This window comes from Kitasatospora sp. GAS204B (assembly GCF_029892155.1).
Taxonomy (GTDB): Bacteria; Actinomycetota; Actinomycetes; order Streptomycetales; family Streptomycetaceae; genus Kitasatospora.
This window is the reverse complement of sequence record NZ_JARZAG010000002.1, coordinates 148,160-169,026: the sequence shown is the minus strand read 5'-3', so window position 1 is coordinate 169,026 and position 20,867 is coordinate 148,160. Positions and strand designations below refer to the sequence as shown.

The following is a 20,867-nucleotide window of genomic DNA, read 5'->3' as shown; positions in this document are numbered from 1 at the left end:
GCAGAGCCCCTCAGGCGGCGACGGTGGTGGTCGGGGTGGTGGCGGGCGAGGCGGCGCTGCCGGGAACGGGGACCGGCGTGACGTCGGTGAGTTCCGGGACCTCGTTGACGTTGCTCGCGGTCACCGGCTGGCGGCGGGAGAGCAGCCACATTGTGCCCGAGCCGGCCACCAGGGCGGCGCCGACCAGCACGACGCCCCAGGTGCCCTGGTCCGCCACGAAGGCGGCGGCGCCGGCCACCACGGCGGCGGCGGGCAGCGTCAGGCCCCAGGTGTAGACCATGCGGCGGGCCATGCTCCAGTGCACCTGGGCCTTCGGGCCGCCGAGGCCCGCGCCCATGATGCCGCCGGAGACCACCTGGGTGGTGGAGAGGCCGTAGCCCATGTGCGAGGAGGTCAGGATCACCGCGGTCGTTGCGGCCTCGGCGGCGAAGCCCTGCGGTGCCTGGACGTCCGTCAGACCCTTGCCCATGCTGCGGATGATCCGCCAGCCGCCCATGTAGGTGCCGAGCGCGATGGCCAGGCCGGCGCTGGCGATCACCCAGGTGGGGGGCAGCGCGTGCTTGGGCAGCGCGCCGACCGAGACCAGGGTCAGGGTGATGATGCCCATCGTCTTCTGGGCGTCGTTGGTGCCGTGGGCCAGCGAGACCAGCGAGGCGGAGAACATCTGGCCGATCTTGAAGCCCTTGGTGGTGGTCTTCGCGCCGCCGCGCCGGGTGATCAGGTAGGCGACCTTGGTGGCGCCCCAGGCGGCCAGGCCGGCCACGACCGGGGAGGCGACGGCCGGGATGAGGATCTTGGTGACCACGGTGCTGAAGTTGACGCCGTCGAGCCCGACGCCCACGACGGTGGCGCCGATCAGGCCGCCGTACAGCGCGTGCGAGGAACTGGAGGGCAGGCCGCGCAGCCAGGTCACCAGGTTCCAGAGGATGGCACCGGCCAGTGCCGCGAAGATCACCGACGGGTGGATGCCCGCCTTCTCATTGACGATCCCGCCCGAGATGGTGCTCGCGACCTTCACCGAGAGGAAGGCGCCCGCGAAGTTGAGGACCGCGGAGATGCCGACGGCGACCTTGGGTCGCAGCGCGCCGGTGGCGATGGAGGTGGCCATCGCGTTGGCGGTGTCGTGGAAGCCGTTGGTGAAGTCGAAGGCAAGAGCGGTGACGATCACCACCGCGACCAGGAACGTGATGTGTTCCATTACCAAACAATCGTCGTAGTAGTCGGACTGTTGTTTTCGTCAGCTGTGTTCAGCGCGACCGTAGGGAGGTCGAGTGAACGGGAGGTTAACTAGACCGGGATTTCCGGGTCCGTTCATGTCCTGCACTTGGCCTCCACGAGTCTCTCAGGTGTCTTGGCCTGGTCTTATGCGAACAACGTCCGGTTTGGGGTCGGATTCGTGAGATCTGTGTCACGACGGCCTGTCAGCTGAGAATTCATCAGATGCTTCGAGGCACCCTGCCGGATCCGGCCGTTCGCGTGGCAGGATCGGCAAGGGCCTGCCGGCGGCGGTGCCGGGGGAGTCATCGAACGAGGGGGAGGCGAGCCGATGCGGGCTGTGAGCCGTGAACGACTGGTCGGGACGCAGCCATGGCTGCGGGCCGCGCTGCGCTGCGGTGCGGTGCTGGCGGTGGCCGCGCTCGCGCTGCCGATGGCCGCCCAGACGGCCTTCGCCGCCCCCATGCCGTCGCCCTCGGCCACCGCGACGCCGACCGCCCCCGGCGCCGTACCGTCCGGCGCGGCCGCTGGCGGCGACCCGCTGGCCGCCGCCGAGGCCACCCTCGGCCCGCTGCTCGACAAGATCCACCTGCTCTACCAGAACGCCGAGGCGGCCACCGAGCAGTACAACGCCACCGCCCAGCAACTGGCCGCCCAGCAGAGCGGCGTGGCCGCGGTCAACGCCAAGATCGACGCCCAGCAGAAGCTGGTCGACCAGGGCGTCGACGTCGCCGCCGAACTGGCCTCCGAGCAGTACCGCAACGGCGACGTCTCCGGCCTCGGCGAGCTGCTGCTGACCAACGACCCGTACCAGGCCGCCCACCTCGCCGCGCTGCTCTCCGCCGCGAGCCGCTCGCAGGCCACCTTCGTCGCCCAGCTCAAGGGCGACCAGGCGGCGCTGGAGCAGCTGAGGAAGCAGTCCACCGACGCGGCCAACGGCACCAAGTCGCTGCTCACCCAGCAGGACCAGAACAAGGCCGAGATCGCCGGCCAGCTGGCCACCGTCGAGCAGCTGGTCTCCTCGCTCACCGGCGCCCAGCAGACCGAGCTGCAGCAGCTGGAGCAGAACCAGGTCGACCAGGCCCAACTGGCCTTCCTGGCCAGCGGTGCGCTCGGCCAGGGTGAGCGCACCCCCTCGGCGGCCGGCCGGCAGGCGGTCGCCTTCGCGCTCGCGCAGCTCGGCAAGCCGTACCTGTGGGGCGGCGTCGGACCCGCCTCCTTCGACTGCTCCGGCCTCACCTCGCAGGCCTGGCTGAGTGCGGGCGTCCAGATCCCGCGCACCAGCCAGGAGCAGTGGGCCCAACTGCAGCACGTCCCGCTGAACCAGCTGCGCCCCGGCGACCTGCTGATCTACTACAGCAGCGCCGAGCACGTGGCGATGTACATCGGCGGCGGGCTGGTCGTGCAGGCTCCGCACACCGGTGCGTTCGTCCGGGTCTCGCCGATCGGCATGGCGCCGATCCTGGGCGCGGTGCGGCCCGACCCGCAGAACGCCTCGGACGACAAGGGTGGCGCCTGGAAGGTGCCCGCCACGCTGCAGCAGGCGGAGACGGTGACGCCGCTCGCGGCGCCCTCGCAGGCTGCGGTGCCCGGGCTGCCGAGCGAACCGCCGCTGCCCTCGCTGCTGCCGGTGCTACCGATCGGCCCGCCCGCGCCGCCGGTGATCCCGCCCTCGGCGGTGCCCACCGGCCCGCCCTCGCCGTCCGCTTCGGGATCGGGCGGCGCCTCGGCGTCCGCCTCCGGTGCCGCCTCGGGTTCGCCGCTGCCGACGGCCAGTGCCTCGGGCAGCGCCTCGGTCCCGCCGAGCGGCTCGCCCTCGCCGTCCGCCCCGAACGGCTCGCCTTCGGGCACCTCGCCGTCGTCCTCGGGCAGCGCCTCGGTCCCGCCGAGCCCGTCCGGGTCCACCAGCACCACGCCGTGAGCCCGATCCGCCGGCGGCCCGAACTTCCAGGGGCCGCCGGCGGATCGGGACCGGGACTCGGGCCGGCCGCTCTCAGACGCCGGAATCCGGCTGGAAGCGGATCACCACGGCCTTGGAGGTCGGCGTGTTGCTGATCTCCGCCGTGGAGTCCAGCGGGATCAGCACGTTGGTCTCCGGGTAGTAGGCCGCCGCCCCGCCGCGCGCCACCGGGTAGTGCACCACCTTGAAGTGCGGCGCCCGCCGGGCCACCCCGTCCCGCCACTCGCTGACCAGGTCGACGTAGCCGCCCTCGGTCAGGCCCAGCTCGGCCGCGTCCAGCGGGTTGACCAGCACCACCCGGCGCCCGCCGGTGATGCCCCGGTAGCGGTCGTCCAGGCCGTAGATCGTGGTGTTGTACTGGTCGTGCGAGCGCAGCGTCTGCAACAGCAGCCGGCCGGCCGGCACCTCGGGGGCGGTCATCGTGTTGACGGTGAAGTTGGCCTTGCCGGTGGCGGTGGGGAAGGTCCGGCTGTCGCGCGGACCGTGCGGCAGCGCGAAGCCACCGGGCGCCCGGACCCTGGTGTTGAAGTCGGCGAAGCCCGGCACCACCCGGGCGATCCGGTCGCGGACGGTGTCGTAGGAGGTGGCGAACTCCTCCCACGGCGTCGGGTCGGCGGGGCCGAGCACCGCGCGGGCCAGCCGGCAGACGATCGCGACCTCGGAGAGGATGCCGGGCGCCGGCGGGCGCAGCCGGCCCTGCGAGGAGTGCACCATGCCCATCGAGTCCTCGACGGTGACGAACTGGCCGCCCGCCTCGGTGTGGTCCCGGTCGGTGCGGCCCAGGGTGGGCAGGATCAGCGCCCGGCGGCCGGTCACCAGGTGCGAGCGGTTCAGCTTGGTGGAGACCTGCACGGTCAGCCGGCACTGCCGCATCGCGGCCTCGGTGACCTCGGTGTCCGGGGTGGCCGCGACGAAGTTGCCGCCCATCGCGAAGAAGACCTTGACCCGCCCGTCGCGCATCGCCCGGATCGACTCGACCGCGTCGAAGCCGTGCTCGCGCGGCGGCTCGAAGCCGAACTCCCGCTCCAGCGCGTCCAGGAAGGCGGCGGCGGGCCGCTCGAAGATGCCCATGGTGCGGTCGCCCTGGACGTTGCTGTGCCCGCGCACCGGACAGACGCCGGCCCCGGGACGTCCCACATTGCCGCGCAGCAGCAGGAAGTTGACCACCTCGCGGATGGTCGGCACCGAGTGCCGGTGCTGGGTCAGGCCCATCGCCCAGCAGACGATGACCTTCTTCGACTTCAGCACGAGTTCGGCCAGCTGCTCGATCTGCTCCCAGGGCAACCCGGTTGCGGCGAGCACCTGCTGACGGTCCGTCGACGTGGCCTCGGCGGCGAACTCGTCGAAGCCGTGGCAGTGCTCGGCGACGAAGTCCCGGTCCACGCCGCCGTCGGCGGCCAGGATCAGCTGGTTGAGCGCGCGGAACAGCGCCAGGTCGCCACCGAGCCTGATCTGCAGGAACAGGTCGGTCAGCTTGGTGCCGCCGCCGACCAGGCCGCGCGCGTGCTGCGGGTTCTTGAACCGCTCCAGGCCAGCCTCGGGCAGCGGGTTGACGCTGACGATGGTGGCGCCGGCCCGCTTGGCCCGCTCCAGCGCGGAGAGCATCCGGGGGTGGTTGGTGCCCGGGTTCTGCCCGGCCACGATGATCAGGTCGGCCTGGTAGAGGTCCTTCAGGCTGACGCTGCCCTTGCCCACCCCGAGGGTCTCCACCAGCGCCGAGCCGGAGGACTCGTGGCACATGTTGGAGCAGTCCGGCAGGTTGTTGGTGCCCAGCTTGCGGGCGAACAGCTGGTAGCTGAAGGCGGCCTCGTTGCTGGTCCGGCCCGAGGTGTAGAAGGCAGCGCCGTCGGGGGTCGCCAGCGCCTCGAGCTCCTCGGCGATGATCGCGAAGGCTTCGTCCCAGCCGATCGGGGCGTAGTGGGTGGCGTCCTCGGCCAGCAGCATCGGCTCGGTGAGCCGGCCCTGCTGGCCCAGCCAGTAGCCGGAGCGCCCGGCCAGCTCGGCCACCGAGTGCTCGGCGAAGAAGGCGCGGGTGATCCGGCGCTCGGTGGCCTCCTCGGCGACCGCCTTGGCGCCGTTCTCGCAGAACTCGGCGGTGTGCGGCTTGTCCGGCTCGGGCCAGGCACAGCCGGGGCAGTCGAAGCCGCCCTGCTGGTTGACCTTGGCCAGGGTGGCCAGGGTGCGGGCCGGGCCCATCTGCTCATGGGCCAGCTTCAGGCTCTGCCGCACGGCGGTCAGTCCGGCGGCCGCGCGCTGCGGGGCGCCCACCTTGGGGGCGTCCTGCGCCGGGTCGCTCTGCGGGGCCTGCTTGGCCATCGTCGCCCACCTCCAACGGGGATCCGGGCCACGCCGTCGTCAGCCCGGCCACCATCCTCGCACCCTGGCCGGTGGAGGCAGGTGCGGTCGAGGTGGGGCCTTCCTCAGCCGGCTCGGTCGACTCAGGGTCAACCGGGTCAGCGGCCCGATAGGCTGATCCGCATGTCAGATCTCCAGCCGCCGCCGCTGGTCGACGGCCGCTACCAGTTGCTGCGCGAGCTGGGTCGGTCGGTCACCGGGTCGCGCTGGGAGGCGCTCGACCGATCGGACGGCCACCGGGTCGCCGTCCACCTGGTGCCGCCGCAGTCGCCCGCACCGCCGGCCGCCGTCGAGCGGTTCCTGGACGAGGCCGAGCGGGCCGGCCGGCTCGGCCACCCGCACCTGGTCGAGGTGGAGCACCGCGCCGACCGCGCGCTGGTCCTGGAGCTGCTCAGCGGCCGCACCCTGGACACCGTGATCGCGGCCGGGCCCGCCGACCTCGGGCACATCCTGATCTGGGCCCAACAGGCCTGCCTCGGCCTGAAGGCCGCGCACGCGGCCGGTGTGGTGCACTGGGGGCTCAAGCCGAGCCGGCTCTTCCTCACGGACCAGGGCCGGATCAAGCTGCTCGGCTTCGGCACCGCCCACCTGGCCCCGGCCACCGAGACCGGCAACGCCCCGTACCTGGCGCCCGAGCAGTGGCGCCAGGCCCCGGCCGACGGTCGGGCGGACCTCTACGCGCTGGGCTGCGCGCTGTTCGAACTCTGCGCCGGGCGCCCGCCCTATCTGGGCGCCTCGGTGCCGGAGTTGATGCACCGTCACCTGAACGACGCGGTCCCCCACCTGGGCCAGTTCCGCACCGACCTGCCGGGCGGCCTGGACGAGGTGGTGCTCAGCCTGCTGGCCAAGGACCCCGCCGCCCGCCCGGCGGACGCCGCCGAGGCCGGAGCCCGGCTGGGCGCGGTGGCGGCCGGCTACCAGGGCCCGGTCGGGCCCGGCCCCGAGGAGCTGATCCGGGCCCAGGTCGACCAGGCCTGGGCCTACGGCGAGGCGGGCCAGAGTGCCGAGGCGGTACGCCAGTTGACCGTACTGGTGTCCCACGCGGCCCGCACGCTCGGGCAGACCCGTCCGCAGACCCTGCAGGTCGCCTATGACCTTGCCATCTGGCGGGGGATGGCTGACGATATCGCTGGAGCGGTAGGCCTGTTGGGCGAGCTGGTGCCGCTGATGACCGCCACCTTGGGACCGGGGGACGAGGACGTGGCGAAGGCGACCCGAGACCTCTGGTCCTACAGCCGCGACCTGGAGCGCAGGCGCGGCATCGCCCGCCCCGGCGAGTTGGCGATGCTGCTCGGCCTCCCCGTCTACTGACAGCCGAAGTAGGGGGAGACATGAGAGCCGGCGATCTGCTGGGGGAGCGCTACCGACTGGTCGGCGAGCTGGGCCGGGGCGGCTTCGGGGTGGTCTGGGAGGCCTACGACCAGGTGGTCGGGCGGCAGGTGGCGGTCAAGACGCTGCGCCACGAGCCCGGCCAGTACGACCCGGAAGCCGCCACCGACCGGGCCAGGTTCGGCCGCGAGATGGCGGTGCTGGCCCGTCTTGTGCACCAGAACGTGGTGCTGATCTTCGACCAGGGCGAGGCCGCCGAGGGCGGCGAGAGCTACCGCTACCTGGTGATGGAGCTGCTCAACGGCCTGACCCTGAAGCAGGTGCTGGCCACCTCCCGTCCCGAGCTGCCGCAGGCGCTGGAGTGGGGCCGCCAGCTGTGCGCCGCGCTCGCCGCCGCCCACGCGGCCGACGTGATCCACCGCGACATCAAGCCGGAGAACATCATGTTCACCGGCCCCGACCGGCAGCTGCTCAAGGTGCTGGACTTCGGGATCGCGCAGATCGGCGACAACAAGGAGGGCGGCCTGACCACGGCCGGCGCGGTGATCGGCAGCGCGCCCTACCTGGCCCCCGAGCGCTGGCGCGGCGAGCCGGGCACGGTGCGCAGCGACCTCTACGCGCTGGGCTGCGTGCTCTACGAACTCTTCACCGGTGTCCGCCCGTTCAGCGCCTCCGGCACCTACGCGCTGATGGTCCAGCACGTGGACGAGCCGCCCCCGCGGCCGACCGCGCTGCCCCGGGACCTGGCCCGGCTGCTGCTCGAACTGCTGGCCAAGGACCCCGCCGAGCGGCCGACCGGCGCGGGGGAGGTGGGCCGCCGGCTGGCGGCGGCCGCCGAGGCCGTGCGGGACCTGCGCCGGCAGGCGGACGCCGCCTTCCAGGCCGCCGGCGAGGGCCGGGCCGCCGACGGGCTGAAGCGGCTGCGGCCGCTGATCGAGCAGTTCGCCCTCGCGTTCGGCCCGGACAACGGCCGTACGGTGCGCGGCTGCCACGACTTCGCCGTGCTGCTCGCCCGGGTCGGCGCACACGACCAGGCGTACTGCCTGCTGGACGAGCTGCTCCCGCACGCCACCGCCGCACTCGGCGAGGGCCACCCGGACGTCGAGGACATCCAGCGCCGGCTGGCCCGCACCCCCGTCCCCGAGCACCCCTGCCCGGCCGGACTGCTCGCGGCGCTGCTCACCGGTGTCAACCGTACGGGCAGCTGATTCGACCCCCCGGGCGTTTGGTGGAATTGATAGGAACTGGCCGACGACCGCCCCCTGGCTCCGTTCCACAAAATGTTGATATACCTCGGACGCATAGGCGAAGCGGGTGTGCGGCCCGCTGCGCGCAGATGCGACACCACAGGTGGTGATGGGCAGATGAAGCTCCTCCGTGTTGGCCCCCCGGGCGCCGAGCGCCCGGTCGTGCTCGGCCAGGACGGCACCGCGTACGACCTCTCGGGGCGTACCTCCGACCTCGACGGGGCGTTCCTGTCCGGACTGGACGTGACCGAGCTGGCCGCCGCGGTGGCGCAGGGTGAGCTGCCCGTGGTCGACATCGCGGGGCAGCGGATCGGCGCGCCGGTCGTCCGCCCGGGCAAGGTGGTCTGCGTAGGCCTGAACTACCGCGACCACGCCGCCGAGGCGGGTGCGGCGATCCCGGCCGAGCCGGTGCTCTTCCTCAAGGCCAGCAACACCGTGGTCGGCCCGGACGACGAGGTGCTGGTGCCGCGTGGCGCCACCAAGACCGACTACGAGGTCGAGCTGGCCGTGGTGATCGGGCGGACCGCCCGCTACCTGGAGACGGACGAGGAGGCGGCGGCGGTGATCGCCGGGTACACCATCTCCAACGACGTCACCGAGCGCGCCTTCCAGCTGGAGCGCGGCGGCCAGTGGGACAAGGGCAAGTGCTGCGAGACCTTCAACCCGCTGGGCCCCTACCTGGTCACCCCGGAGGAGGTCGGCGACCCGCAGGCGCTGGAGCTCCAGCTCTGGGTCAACGGCGAGCTGCGGCAGGACGGGCAGACCGCGCAGATGATCTTCCCGATCTACCCGGTGCTGCGGTACATCAGCCAGTTCATGGTGCTGGAGCCCGGTGACGTGGTCACCACCGGCACCCCGGCGGGCGTCACCATGGGGCACCCGGGCACCGCGTTCCTGCAGCCCGGTGACGTGATGGAGCTGGCGGTCACCGGGCTGGGGCGGCAGCGGCAGGTGCTCGGCAAGGCCTGACGGGTCGCCGCCGCGCAGTCGTCCTGACGGACCGTCAGCGACCGGTGCGCAGCGTGCCGAGACGGGCCAGCAGCGCGGCGGCGCGCCCGTCCGGCGCCTCCAGCGCCAGCAGCCCGGTCAGCACCTCGGCGCTCTGCGGGTCGTGCGCGGCGGTGGCCGCGGTCATCGCCACGAACTCGTCCACCAGCCAGTCGCGCAGCTGGGTGGGCGGGATCTGCCGGCCCTCGTCCAGCCAGCTGAGCGAGGAGGCCTCCACCACCGAGATCCAGGAGCGCACCAGCAGGGTGAGCCGGGGCCCGGGTTCGCCCACGCCCATGTAGCGCAGGGTGCGCCGGAGCGCGGCACGGCGCACCTTGTCCACGATCGCGCTGGTCCGCGCGGTCTCCACCACCGAGCCACCGCGCAGCAGCGCGCCGTAGCCGGCGTCGTGCTCGGCGACGAAGGAGAAGTAGCCGTCCAACACGGCGCCCAGCTGCTCGGTCGGGGTGCCGCGCGGCGGGACCGTGAAGCGGCTGATCAGCTCCTCGGCCGCGCTGCTCAGCGCCGCCTCGTAGAGCTGCTGCTTGCCGCCCGCGAAGTAGCGGTAGACCAGCGGCCGGGAGGCGCCGGAGGCCTCGGCCACGTCGTCCAGGCTCACCTCGTCCGGCGGGCGGGTGCTGAACAGCTCCAGTGCCACGGCGATCAGCTGCTCGCGGCGCTGCTGGACCGGCAGCCGCCGGTAGCCGGCCCGCCGGGGTCGCTCGGCGGGGCCGTCGGCCGCGACCCGGGCCGAACCAGGGGCGGGCGAAGGGCTGGGCGCGGCCGGCTCGGTGGCTTTCATGGCGGTCAGCGTAGTGCGCGACAGCGCCGGTGGAACCCCGCGCGGTGGGCCGGGATCGTGCGGGCCGGCTCCCGTCGTCGATCTCGCGACCCGGGTGCGGAAAGCCTGTTGCAAAGCGTCCGGGCTGCGAAAGGATGGCCGGATGGCTTCCGAACCGACTCTTGCCGCCGTCGACGTCCGCACGCCGCGCACCATCGCGGACGCGTACGTCCAGGCACTCGCCGACCTCGACCCGCTGACCGCGGTCTACCTCGGCCTCAACCCGGAGGACGACCGCCTCCCCGACCTCTCCCCGGCCGGCCACGCCGCCACCGCAGAGCTGGCCCGCCGCACGCTGGCCGAGCTCGACCTGGCGGAGGCCGCCGAGCTGCTCGCCACGGCCACCGACCCCGAGGCCGAGCGCCGCTGCGCCCGGCTGCTGCGCGAGCGGTTGACCGCCGAGCTGGCGGTGCACGAGGCCGGCGAGGACCTGCGCGCGCTGCGCAACCTCGGCTCGCCGCTGCACAACACCCGCGAGGTCTTCACCCTGCTGCCCACCGAGACCGAGGACGACTGGGCCCGGCTCGGGCGACGGCTGGCCCGCTTCCCGCTGGCCGTCCAGCAGTACCGGGCCGCCCTGGCCGAGGGCCTGGAGCGCGGCCTGACGGCCGGGCCGCAGCAGGTCGAGACGGTGATCGGCCAGCTCGCCGAGTGGCTGGCCGCCGACCCGGCGGCCGACGAGGCGAGCCAGGCGGCCGGCTGGTTCGGCGCCCTGGTCACCCCGGCCCCCGAGGGCCTGCGGGCCGAGCTGACCGGCCATGCGGTCGCCGCCTCCGCCGAGCTGGCCGTGCTGCGCGACTGGCTGGCCGAGGTCTACACCCCGGCCGCCGCCGGTACTCCGGACGCCGTCGGCCGCGAGCGCTACCTGCGCTTCGCGCGGCTGTGGAACGGCGCGGACCTGGACCTGGACGAGGCCTACCGGTGGGCCTGGACCGAGTTCCAGGACATCGCCGAGCAGATGCGGGTCGAGGCCGAGAAGGTGCTGCCCGGCGGCACGCCGATGGAGGCGATGCGCTGGCTGGAGACCGAAGGCCCCGCGATCGAGGGTGCCGAGGCGGCCCGCGAGTACCTTCAGGGCCTGATGGACCAGGCGATCCGCGATCTGCAGGGCGCCCACTTCGACCTGGCCGAGCCGATCACCCGGGTCGAGTCCAAGCTCGCCCCGGCTGGCACCGCCAGCGCCCCCTACTACTCGGCCCCCTCGCTGGACTTCAGCCGCCCCGGCCAGACCTGGCTGCCGGTGATGGGCCGCGACAGCTTCCCGATCTGGGACCTGGTCAGCACCTGGTACCACGAGGGCGTCCCCGGCCACCACCTGCAGCTCGCCCAGTGGAACTACGTGGCGGGCAGCCTCTCCACCTACCAGGTCAGCCTGGGCGGGGTGAGCGCCAACATGGAGGGCTGGGCGCTCTATGCCGAGCGGCTGATGGACGAGCTCGGCTACCTGACCGACCCCGGCCACCGGCTCGGCTACCTGAACGCCCAGATGCTGCGGGCGCTGCGGGTGATCCTGGACATCGGCATGCACGTCGGCCTGGAGTTCCCGGCCGACGCGCCGTTCCACCCCGGTGAGCTGATGACCCCGGAGCTGGGTCGCGAGTTCTTCGGCCGGTACTGCGGGCTGGGCGAGGAGATGCTGGACAGCGAGCTGGTCCGCTACCTCGGCATGCCGGGGCAGGCGATCGGCTACAAGCTCGGCGAGCGGGCCTGGCTGCGCGGCCGGGCGGCGGCGCGGGCGGCGCACGAGGCGCGCGGCGAGGAGTTCGACCTCAAGGCCTGGCACATGGCGGCGCTCTCCCAGGGCTCGCTCGGGCTGGACGACCTGGCGGCGGTGCTCGCCGAGCTGTGAGGTTGGCGGGGCCCCGCGTCCACCGCACCTGCGGGGCCCCGGCCGGCTGTTACAGCTTGCGCACTGTTAAAGCTTGCACAAAACATCCCTTTTTATCCGTCTTTACCCCCTTTTCTGCTTGCCCTGCCCCCGACCGCGAGCTTCGCTGGAGAGAAGTGCCGTCCGCGCACGCCGACGGCACCCCCGTCCGGAAGGCTCCTCCCGTGTCCGCGCAACCTGCCATGGCCGTTCCGGTGCCGGACCCCCGCCGCTGGCGGGCGCTGGCCGTGATAGCCGTCGCTCAGCTGATGATCGTGCTCGACATCACGATCGTGAACATCGCGCTGCCGACCGCCCAGCGCGACCTCGGTATCTCCAACGCCGACCGGCAGTGGGTGATCACCGCGTACACCCTGGCCTTCGGCGGACTGCTGCTGCTCGGCGGACGGATCGGGGACCTCTACGGCCGCAAGCGCACCTTCATCATCGGACTGCTCGGGTTCGCCGCCGCCTCCGCCCTGGGTGGCGCGGCGGCGTCGGGCACGATGCTCTTCGCCGCCCGCGCCCTCCAGGGAGCCTTCGGCGCGCTGCTCGCGCCCTCGGCACTCGGGCTGCTCTCCACCACCTTCACCGAGGCCAAGGAACGCGCCACCGCGTTCGGCATCTTCGGTGCGATCGCCGGTGGTGGCAGCGCGATCGGCTTCATCGCCGGCGGGCTGCTGACCGAGTACCTGAACTGGCGCTGGTGCCTGTTCGTCAACGTGCCGATCGCGCTGGCCACGGCCGTGGGCGCGTCGCGCCTGCTGCACCGCGACTTCATCGCCAAGGGCTCCCGGATCCCACTCGACCTGCCAGGCGCGTTCCTCGGCTGCGGCGGGTTGCTGGCCATCGTCTACGGCACCTCGGAGGCCGAGTCGCGCGGCTGGGGCGACTCGCTGGTCCTGGCCTGCCTGCTCGGCGGCGCCGCACTGCTCGCCGTCTTCGTTCTCGCGGAGCAGCGCACCGACCATCCGTTGCTGCCGATGCACATCGTCAAGGATCGCAACCGGGGTGGCGCCGCGCTCTCGGTCGGCCTGGCCGTGGTCGGACTCTTCGGCCTCTTCCTCTTCCTCACCTACTACCTGCAGGTGATCAAGGGCTACTCGCCGTTGAAGACCGGCGTCGCGTTCCTGCCGATGACCGCCGCGATCGTCACGAGCTCCGCCGGCTTCGCCGCCCGGCTGATGAACCGGGTGCCGTCACGCAACCTGGTCGTGCCCGGCCTGCTGCTGGCCGCGGGCGGGATGGCCTGGCTCACCCAGCTCAAGGTGGGCAGCGCGTTCGCGACCACGGTGCTGCCCGCCGAGATCCTGCTCGGCGTCGGCATGGGCCTGGTCTTCATGCCGTCGATGAGCCTGGCGACCCTGGGCGTGGCGCCACGCGAGACCGGTGCGGCCTCGGCCACCATCAACTCCGCCCAGCAGGTCGGCGGCTCGATCGGGACCGCGCTGCTCAACACCATCGCCGCCAGCGTCACCACCGCCTACCTGGTCGGCAAGGACGCCGGGAACAAACTGGTCCAGGCCACCGCCAGCGTGCACGGCTACACGGTGGCCACCACGGTCGCGTTCGGCATCCTGATCTTCGCCGCGGTACTGGCCTTCTTCATGATCAACCACCGGCCGGCCCCGGAGCCGGAGGCGGGCGAGGACACCGAGGCGGCGGTCCGGGCGGCGGCCTGACGATTTCCTCACGGGATCCGCTCCCAGCTGGGGCTTCTCTCGCCACGAACCGTCCGCCATGATGTTGCCTGGTCGTCGGACGTCCGCCGCCTGGTGGATTCTCAGACGCCTCTCAGCCGAGCATCATCGCGTTTCCAACCAGGCGGGAGATAGTCGTCAGGTAGTCGAGGCGCCCCACCGAGGGTGTCGACCAGCCGGCCCCCAGGCCGCCGATAGCGGGCAGGAGCACCGTCCTGATGACCAGTCAGCAGCGTGACCTCCGCAGGCAGCAGCACCGTCCCGTCAACCGTCCGATGCTCCTGGGCGTCTCGCTCGCCCTCGCCGTGCTGGTCGCCGTCGCGTGCGTCAGCCTGGTCACCGCGCGAGCGATCGCCTCACCGCGGGCCGCGACCACCGCCGGCAAGGTCAAGGACCTCAAGGGCACCAAGCCCGGCACGCCCACGCCCACGCCGGCACCGTCCGCCGCCGCCCCGGCGGGCCCGAAGTCCACCGCGACCGCGCCGCTGGCCCAGCTGCCGCCGCTGAACACGCCGACGCCGTCCCCGTCGCCCACTCCCACACCCACCCCGGTGCCGACCCCGACCCCGACGCCCACCCCCAGCCCGACCGCCTCGGACACCCCGTCCCCCGCCGACACCGCCACCGACCGTGCCACGCCCACCACGGCCACGGCCCCCGCCGGCCCCGAGACCGACCGGGTCGGCGCGCTGTTCAGCGGCAGCGCCACCGACGGCAACCACTTCTGCACGGCGAGCGTGGTGCAGAGCGCCACCCGCAACCTGCTGGTCACCGCCGCCCACTGCGTGGGCAACACCAACGGCCTGGTCTTCGCCCCCGCCTTCCGCAACGGCCAGACCCCCTACGGCGTCTGGCAGGTCACCCAGCTCTACACCACCAACGGCTGGAACCAGAGCCAGGACCCCGACCAGGACTTCGCCTTCCTCGAGGTCGCCCCCCTCAACGGCAAGCAGATCCAGGACGTGGTCGGCGGCAACCCGCTCGGCCTCAACGAGTCCTTCACCGCCACCGTCCGCCTCTACGGCTACCCCAACAGCAGCGACGCCCCCATCCTCTGCTCCAACGCCACCACCCAGCAGTCCACCTACCAACGCGAGATCGCCTGCCCCGCCTACCCCAGCGGCACCAGCGGCGGTCCCTGGATCAACACCGCCGACGGCAACCTGATCGGCATCATCGGCGGCTACCAGCAGGGCGGCAACTCGCCGGACATCTCGTACAGCGCGTACTTCGACTCGACGATCGGCAACCTGTACCAGCTGGCGGTCTCGTCCTCGGGGTGAGCGGTGCGTGCTGCCCGAAGGCCCGGGTCACCTGACCCGGGCCTTCGCGTCTACCAGGAGCGTGCGCGCCACCAGGGTGGACCTCACGCGTCGAAGTCGTACTCCAGCACATAGGACGCCGCGTCGAGCACCATTTCATTGACCTCGACCGCCCGTCCTCCTGAGGCATACGCGGTGCGGCAGACCAGGACCACAGGCGTGCCCGCACCCAACTCCAGCTGGGCGCTCTCCTCCTGGGTGGGCATCCGGGAGCGGATCTCCTCGCGGAAGTGCACCGGCTTCGCGCCGATCTCGGCGAGGCGGGCGTAGCTGCCGCCCGGGCCGGTGTCCGGCTGCGTGATCGCGGTACCCGTGACCAGCGAGGCGGGCAGGTACGAGGTGGAGAGCAGGACCGGCTTGCCGTCGAGCACGAAGCGCCGATGCCGGACACAGGTCGGCTCACCCGGCTCCAGGCCCAGCACGCCGGCGATCAGTTCCGGCGCCGCCTGCTCGGAGACCGCGACCTGGTCGACGACCAGCGTGCGGTTCTCGATGTCCGCCCACCAGATCGACCGGCCCGATCCCCGCTGGCCCTCGGTCAGGCGCTGGATGCTCCGACGCCGCAACGGCCGGAAGTCTCGGACGAACACCCCGTAGGGCTGAACCGGCCCGGCCCTTCATCGTACGGCTGACGAACCGTCAGGGCCGCTCTGCCGCACATCGATCAGCTCATGCCCGTCGTGGGCGCGGATGCAGGGAGCGACTGAACCGGAGGCTGCCAACGCGTCGAGCAGGCGAACGCCGTAGACCTCGTTCAGGTGCCTGTGCACCTCCTCGGCCGTGAACCACCGCACGGCCGTCGACTCCTCGGACGTCCTCGCCGTGCCACCCTCCGGGCGACAGCGGAAGACCAGCGCGACCACACCCCGGACCATGTTCTTGTAGACGCCGGTCAGGCGTTCGACGCTGACCTCGACGCCCGTCTCCTCGAACACCTCGCGACGTACGCCGTCCTCCACCGTCTCGCCGAGTTCGAGCACCCCGCCCGGTGGTTCCCACATTCCGTTGTCCGCCCGCCGGATCACCAGGACCCGGCCGTCCTCGCGGACGACGGCACCGGCCACCGAAACGGAGTGGAGGGGCGTTGACGGGGTCTGCGGAGGACTGCTGCTCATCTACAGGAGCCTAGGAGATGGCGCAGAGCTACGGCGATGCCCTTGGCTCAGCAGAGCTCCTACGTGGCTAGGGCTGTGCGTCCGCACGCTCAGCCAACGCGACAAGCTCCGGGGGAGCGGTTTGACCGGTGAGCAGGAGAAGTTCTCGAACCGTGGTCCGGGCAACCGTATGAGTGCGGATCAGCTCGGGGGCGATCTCCTCGGCCTTCAGCAGGCATGCGAGGGCCTCGCTGCTCTGACGCCGCTGCGCGTACGCGCGTCCGATGTCCAGGAACAGGCGGGCTCGACGCTCGACGGACAGATCACCGGGATCGATCCGCAGTCCGATTTCGATGGCCTCACCGGCATCACCGAGTTCCACCGCGAGGGCTACGGCCTGGATCTCGACGTTCGTCGGGCCGAACTCCGTGTTGAAGTCATTGCGGTCCTCCCCGATGCGTTGTGCCACCTGCCTGGCGAGCCCGAGTGCTTCGCGGGCCTTGCCGCGTTCCCCAGCGCGGGCATGGGTGAGGGCCAGGACCAGTTGCAGAGCGCCCAGCAAGGAGAGAGCTTCGGGTTCCGCGCTGTCACCCAACCGAAGTAGCGCACTGACCCCGGTGGTCGCCACACGCTCGGCTTGATCCAGGCGCCGCAGCCGTACGAAGGCCTGCGCCAGCCGGGAGACGCTTGCGAAAACCTGAAGTGGCTGGCCGGCTTGCTCGGCGGCCCGAATCGCGCGGTCGGCCGCGACCCAAGCAGCGTCGCCTTCGTCCTGACGGGCGAAAGCGGCCGACAGAGCCTGGTAGGTCCGGCTGAGCAGCAGCCAGAGCTCAGGCCGTTCCTCAGCAGGAGCAGTGCGGACTGCGTGCTCGATCTGGGGGAGCAGTGCCCCGACGGTGACGCTCAGCTCGGCGAAGCGGCTCTCGTGGGTCAGTTCCCAGACGCGGTGGACGGTGGCCCGCAGGTTCGACAGATCAGCCGGCATGGACATCGGATGATCGCCGAGCAGGATGTCCGGCGCTGGATGCCCGGAGATCAACAGCCGGGCCTGGTCCAGGTCGTTCGGCTCGGTCGGTTCGGGGAGTGCAGGGACCGGCGGGTCCGTGAGCGCGTCTGGGCGAAGGGCCTCCAGGGATACGCCGAGCCCGTCGGCCAGCAGACGGAGCACATCAAGGCGGTTGACGGGCTGAACTCCGCGTTCCACCTGGGACAGCCAACTGGCCGTCCGGCCGAGCGCGCCGGCCAACTCGTCCTGTGTCAGGCCACGTCGCTTCCGCAGTTCGGCTACCCGCTTGCCAAAGGCGCGCCGTTCCTCGGGGGTGCTCACGCGGGTACCGGCCCCTTGCCCGTCTCGGCCTGGAGGAAGGTCACCTGAACCGCGCTCAGGTACTGCTCCCGCTCGGCCAGGAAGGCCATGGTGTGCGGCTGTCGCTCGTGAGCGTCGAAGGCTGCTCGGTCGGCGTACAGCTCGTAGAAGACGCGGACGTGCGGCTCCTCTGGCACGGAATGTACGACGTACGCGAGTGTGCCTGCCTCATGTTCCTTGATGCCGGGGATCGTTCGTGCCACCAGCTCGTCGAACCCGGCCGCTGCCTCCTGGCCGCGCAGCTCGAAGCGGACAACCAGACCGAAACCGTTGCTCATTGAACCTCCCTAGTGGTCGTCGCCAGCATCCCAGAAACGCAGAGATTCTACTACTCACAGTTTCTCTGTTGACTCGCAGAATCTCTGTTAGTAGCTTGTGGTGAAGCTGCTACTGAGAGCTACGCCCGTCATAGCGGAGGACCCGATGGTCGAAGGCATCACGCGATCGAACGCCGTTCCCTACATCACCGCCTGGAGCGCCGAGCAGTACGCCCGCTACGAGGTGGTCGCCCACCCCGCGGGCGGCATCGCCTACCTCGACGAGGCGCCGCATGACCGCGACGCCGACGGCATCCTGTGGGCCCGCATGACGCTCGGTCCCGGGCGCGGGCGGCCGGACTTCGGGCGGGTGCACCTCGGGCGCCAGCGGCGGGCGATGCGGGCGCTGCTCTGCCAGGTCTGCGGCGAGCCGGCCGACCGCGCCGAGGACGGTGCCCTCTGGTTGCTCAAGGACGACCGCACCGACTGGCCCGGCTGGCCCGAGGGCATGGCCGCCACCCACCCGCCGGTCTGCCTCGGCTGTGCGGACATCGCGGCCCGGCGCTGCCCGCACCTGCGGGGCGGTTGCGTGGCCGTGCGAGCGCGGGAGTTCGGGACGTGCGGCGTGTACGGCAGCCTCTACCGTCCCGGCCGGCCCGCCCCTACGGCCGTTACCGACGTCATCACCACACCCCAGGAGCCGCGCGCCCGCTGGGTACTCGCCACCCAGCTGGTCCGAGTTCTGCGCGACTGCTCGTTCGTCGACCTCCGGTTGAGCAGAGCGGCCTGATCTCTCGTCAGCTGCGACTGAGACGTCGACCCGCCCGACTTCTCGAAGGCCCCGGACATGACGAAGGCCCAGGTCGCTTGACCTGGGCCTCGATCAGCACTTCTCGCGAAGTGCCCCCGGTAGGATTCGAACCTACGCACCCGCCTCCGGAGGGCGGTGCTCTATCCCCTGAGCTACGGGGGCCTGCTCTGTCCTGCTTGCGCCGCATCGCTGCGACGGGAAGAACATTACCAGCTCGGCGGCGTGCTCCGTGCAGGGGTTTCTCCCCGACCTCGGCAAAGCCCGGACGCGCGCCCCTCGGTCGTCTTACCCTCGAGAGGTGTCGGGAGGCGTGTCCGGGCGGGTCCTCGTGGTGGACGACAGCGAGGTGATCCGTCAGCTGATCAGGGTCAACCTGGAGCTGGAGGGCTTCGAGGTGGTGACCGCGGCCGACGGCGCCGAGTGCCTGGAAGTCGTCCGGCGGGTGCGGCCCGATGTGGTGACGCTGGATGTGATGATGCCGCGGCTGGACGGGCTGCGGACGGCGGCGCGGTTGCGAGCGGAGTCCTCCACCGCACGGCTGCCGATCGCGATCGTGAGTGCCTGCACGCCGGCGGATCTGGACCGGGGGGAGTCGGTCGGGGTGGACGGGTATCTCGGCAAGCCCTTCGATCCGGCGGATCTGGTGGCGCTGGTGCACCGGCTGATGGCCATCAAGGAGCACGGGCGCAACGGCGGGATGACCTTCGGCGGCGGGGATGTTCGCCTGTAGCGAACGGCCCGGGTGCGACCCGCGAGTCTCAACCGGTAAACCGAGTGGCGGTCCGGTGCCCCCTCTCGCCTAGGCTTGGGCGCGTGACACCCGCAGAGCTCTCCCACGCAGTCCAGGTCGCCGTGCGCGCCGCCGTCGAGGCGGGCGAACTGTCCGTCGACGTCCCCGAGACGGTGACGGTCGAGCGACCCAAGAACCGCGACCACGGCGACTACGCCACCAACGTGGCGCTCCAGCTCGCCAAGCCGGCCGGCAAGCCGCCGCGCGCGGTCGCCGAGCTGGTCGCCGCCCGCCTGCGAGAGCTGCCCGGCGTCGCCAAGGTGGACATCGCCGGTCCGGGCTTCCTCAACATCACGCTGGACGCCGCCACCCAGGGCGAGCTGGCCCGGAGCATCGTCGAGACCGGCCAGGCGTACGGGCGCAACGAGGCGCTCAAGGGCCTGAAGATCAACCTGGAGTTCGTCTCCGCCAACCCGACGGGGCCGATCCACATCGGCGGCGTCCGCTGGGCGGCCGTCGGCGACTCGCTGGCGCGCATCCTCAAGGCCACCGGCGCGGACGTCACCACCGAGTACTACCTGAACGACGCCGGCGTGCAGATCTCCAAGTTCGCCGCCTCGCTGCAGGCCGCCGCGAACGGCCGGCCGGTGCCGGCCGACGGTTACGTCGGCGAGTACATCGTGGACATCGCCAAGGCGATCACCGACGGCGTCCCGGGCATCCTCGAGCTGCCCGAGGACGAGCAGCTCCAGGCCTTCCGGGTGCACGGCCTGCAGTTGATGGTGGCCGAGATCAAGCGCTCGATGGACGAGTTCGGCACCCACTTCGACACCTGGTTCTCGGAGAAGTCGCTGCACGACTCCGGCGCCGTGGAGAAGGCGATCGAGCGGCTGCGCGAGCAGGGCCACGTCTTCGACCAGGACGGCGCGATCTGGCTGCGCACCACGGACTTCGGCGACGACAAGGACCGCGTCCTGATCAAGGCCGACGGCGAGACCACCTACTTCGCCGCCGACGCCGCCTACTACCTCTCCAAGCGCGACCGCGGTTCCGAGGTCAGCGTCTACATGCTGGGTGCCGATCACCACGGCTACGTCAACCGGCTCAAGGCCATCGCGGCCTGCGCGGGCGACGACATGAACCGCAACATCGAGGTCAAGATCGGCCAGTTCGTCAAGATGCTGCGCGATGGTGAGGAGGTCCGCATGTCCAAGCGGGCCGGCAACATCATCACCATCGACGACGTGGTCGACTGGATCGGCGTGGACGCGGCCCGCTACACGCTGAGCCGCTCCTCCACCGACTCCACCATCACGCTCGACATCAACGTGCTGACCAGCCAGACCAACGAGAACCCGGTGTACTACGTGCAGTACGCGCACACCCGGATGTGCGGGGTGGCGCGCAAGGCCGTGCAGCTGGGCGTCGACAAGGGCACGGCCGCCGAGTTCAAGCCCGAGCTGCTCGCCACCGAGTGGGAGAACGACATGCTCGGCGCGCTGGGCGAGTTCCCGCGCGTGGTCGCCAAGGCCGGCCAGCACCGCGAGCCCCACCACGTGGCCCGCTACCTGGAGGACCTGGCCGGCCGGTACCACCGGCTGTACGAGAACTGCCAGTTCCTGCCCAAGGGCGACGAGGAGCTGACCGACACCCACCGCGCCCGGCTCTGGCTGGTCGAGGCGACCAAGACCGTCCTGGCCAACGGCCTGGCCCTGCTCGGGGTCTCCGCGCCCGAGCGGATGTAGCAACCACCGCGCGGGTGCCGGTCGCCGGCACCCGCGCACCC

16 protein-coding genes, 1 tRNA gene and 1 pseudogene are annotated in these 20,867 nt (G+C 71.7%); 10 read left to right on the top strand and 8 right to left on the bottom strand.

The features are described 5' to 3' along the window. Positions 1-10 precede the first annotated feature (10 nt). Positions 11-1,198, bottom strand: coding sequence for an inorganic phosphate transporter (locus tag P3T41_RS03370; protein WP_280687448.1), 1,188 nt, complete (start codon positions 1,196-1,198; stop codon positions 11-13). A gap of 348 nt (positions 1,199-1,546) precedes the next feature. Here P3T41_RS03370 and P3T41_RS03365 point away from each other — a divergent pair, with 348 nt between their 5' ends. Beyond that, complete coding sequence (locus P3T41_RS03365; protein ID WP_280687447.1) at positions 1,547-3,136, top strand: C40 family peptidase; 1,590 nt, start codon at positions 1,547-1,549, stop codon at positions 3,134-3,136. 72 nt (positions 3,137-3,208) lie between these two features. Here the strand turns inward: P3T41_RS03365 and P3T41_RS03360 are convergent, their stop codons facing one another. Next, positions 3,209-5,491, bottom strand: a complete 2,283-nt coding sequence (locus tag P3T41_RS03360; protein WP_280687446.1) for an FdhF/YdeP family oxidoreductase — start codon at positions 5,489-5,491, stop codon at positions 3,209-3,211. A gap of 162 nt (positions 5,492-5,653) precedes the next feature. Here P3T41_RS03360 and P3T41_RS03355 point away from each other — a divergent pair, with 162 nt between their 5' ends. The 3 genes from P3T41_RS03355 (at position 5,654) to P3T41_RS03345 (ending at position 9,075) form a co-directional block, all read left to right on the top strand. Next, positions 5,654-6,841, top strand: coding sequence for a serine/threonine-protein kinase (locus P3T41_RS03355; RefSeq protein ID WP_280687445.1), 1,188 nt, complete (start codon positions 5,654-5,656; stop codon positions 6,839-6,841). A 20-nt stretch (positions 6,842-6,861) separates the two neighbouring features. After that, positions 6,862-8,067, top strand: coding sequence for a serine/threonine-protein kinase (locus P3T41_RS03350; protein ID WP_280687444.1), 1,206 nt, complete (start codon positions 6,862-6,864; stop codon positions 8,065-8,067). A gap of 156 nt (positions 8,068-8,223) precedes the next feature. Continuing rightward, complete coding sequence (locus P3T41_RS03345; protein ID WP_280687443.1) at positions 8,224-9,075, top strand: fumarylacetoacetate hydrolase family protein; 852 nt, start codon at positions 8,224-8,226, stop codon at positions 9,073-9,075. Positions 9,076-9,109: 34 nt separating this feature from the next. Here P3T41_RS03345 and P3T41_RS03340 read toward each other — a convergent pair whose 3' ends face one another. Next, positions 9,110-9,895: a TetR/AcrR family transcriptional regulator gene (locus P3T41_RS03340; protein ID WP_280687442.1), complete on the bottom strand. Its 786-nt coding sequence runs from the start codon at positions 9,893-9,895 to the stop codon at positions 9,110-9,112. 142 nt (positions 9,896-10,037) lie between these two features. Here P3T41_RS03340 and P3T41_RS03335 point away from each other — a divergent pair, with 142 nt between their 5' ends. The 3 genes from P3T41_RS03335 to P3T41_RS03325 all read left to right on the top strand — a co-directional run bounded on the left by P3T41_RS03335 (position 10,038) and on the right by P3T41_RS03325 (position 14,784). After that, entirely contained in the window at positions 10,038-11,783 is a 1,746-nt protein-coding gene (locus P3T41_RS03335) for a DUF885 domain-containing protein (protein WP_280687441.1), read from the top strand. Positions 11,784-12,004: 221 nt separating this feature from the next. Continuing rightward, positions 12,005-13,483 (top strand): MFS transporter, encoded by a 1,479-nt coding sequence (locus P3T41_RS03330; protein WP_280688000.1) that lies wholly within the window; start codon positions 12,005-12,007, stop codon positions 13,481-13,483. Between the two features lie 236 nt (positions 13,484-13,719). Next, positions 13,720-14,784, top strand: a complete 1,065-nt coding sequence (locus tag P3T41_RS03325) for a trypsin-like peptidase domain-containing protein (RefSeq protein WP_280687440.1) — start codon at positions 13,720-13,722, stop codon at positions 14,782-14,784. 83 nt (positions 14,785-14,867) lie between these two features. On the opposite strand, the pseudogene P3T41_RS03320 reads toward P3T41_RS03325, so the two are convergent. The 4 genes and pseudogenes from P3T41_RS03320 to P3T41_RS03305 all read right to left on the bottom strand — a co-directional run. Beyond that, a pseudogene (locus P3T41_RS03320) lies at positions 14,868-15,416 on the bottom strand (UTRA domain-containing protein); the annotation flags it as partial. A gap of 24 nt (positions 15,417-15,440) precedes the next feature. Continuing rightward, positions 15,441-15,938, bottom strand: a complete 498-nt coding sequence (locus P3T41_RS03315; RefSeq protein WP_280687439.1) for an NUDIX domain-containing protein — start codon at positions 15,936-15,938, stop codon at positions 15,441-15,443. A gap of 67 nt (positions 15,939-16,005) precedes the next feature. Further along, positions 16,006-17,244: a helix-turn-helix transcriptional regulator gene (locus P3T41_RS03310; protein ID WP_280687438.1), complete on the bottom strand. Its 1,239-nt coding sequence runs from the start codon at positions 17,242-17,244 to the stop codon at positions 16,006-16,008. Next, on the bottom strand, positions 17,241-17,561 hold the full coding sequence (locus P3T41_RS03305; RefSeq protein WP_280687437.1) for an antibiotic biosynthesis monooxygenase: 321 nt from the start codon (positions 17,559-17,561) through the stop codon (positions 17,241-17,243). The genes P3T41_RS03310 and P3T41_RS03305 overlap by 4 nt, the downstream gene beginning before the upstream one ends. A 145-nt stretch (positions 17,562-17,706) precedes the next feature. Here P3T41_RS03305 and P3T41_RS03300 point away from each other — a divergent pair, with 145 nt between their 5' ends. After that, the gene (locus P3T41_RS03300; RefSeq protein WP_280687436.1) at positions 17,707-18,330 is read left to right on the top strand and encodes a hypothetical protein; all 624 of its coding nucleotides are present in this window, start codon (positions 17,707-17,709) and stop codon (positions 18,328-18,330) included. A gap of 111 nt (positions 18,331-18,441) precedes the next feature. Here P3T41_RS03300 and P3T41_RS03295 read toward each other — a convergent pair. Then, a tRNA-Arg gene (locus tag P3T41_RS03295) sits at positions 18,442-18,513 on the bottom strand. A gap of 136 nt (positions 18,514-18,649) precedes the next feature. Between P3T41_RS03295 and P3T41_RS03290 the strand changes: the two genes are divergently transcribed. Both P3T41_RS03290 and argS read left to right on the top strand, forming a co-directional pair. Further along, entirely contained in the window at positions 18,650-19,081 is a 432-nt protein-coding gene (locus P3T41_RS03290; protein ID WP_280687435.1) for a response regulator, read from the top strand. 83 nt (positions 19,082-19,164) lie between these two features. Further along, entirely contained in the window at positions 19,165-20,826 is a 1,662-nt protein-coding gene (gene argS, locus P3T41_RS03285; protein WP_280687434.1) for an arginine--tRNA ligase, read from the top strand. The last annotated feature ends 41 nt before the right edge of the window (positions 20,827-20,867 follow it).